General features: G+C 67.4%; 1 protein-coding gene. It reads right to left on the reverse strand.

Annotated elements, in window-relative coordinates; translation table 11 throughout:
- Positions 1-393: ABC transporter ATP-binding protein (locus VA602_RS00550; RefSeq protein WP_323452171.1), on the reverse strand; the 393-nt coding region annotated here is incomplete at both ends.

The raw sequence follows: 393 nt of genomic DNA on the forward strand, positions 1-393 counted from the left end.
GGGTGACGATGATCAGGGTGACGCCCTGCTCACGGTTGAGAGCCAGCAGCAGTTCGATGATGTCTTGTGCAGTCTGGCCATCGAGGTTGCCGGTGGGCTCGTCGGCGAGCAGCAGTTGGGGCTCACCGACGAGGGCGCGGGCCATGGCCACTCGCTGGCGTTGGCCCCCGGAGAGCTCTGCCGGGCGGTGGTGCAGCCGTTCGCCGAGGCCTACCCGCCGCAACTGCTGGCGCGCCGCCTCCCGTGCCGAGTTGCGTGGCTCGCCACGGTAAAGCAGCGGCAAGGCGACATTGTCGAGGGCATCCAGACGCGGCAGCAGGTTGAAGCCCTGAAAAACGAAGCCGATGTGCTGGTTGCGCATCACTGCGCGGGCGCCATCCGTTGCCAGGGTCA

Origin of the sequence: Pseudomonas machongensis, from assembly GCF_034961125.1 — a bacterium.
Lineage (GTDB): Bacteria > Pseudomonadota > Gammaproteobacteria > Pseudomonadales > Pseudomonadaceae > Aquipseudomonas > Aquipseudomonas machongensis.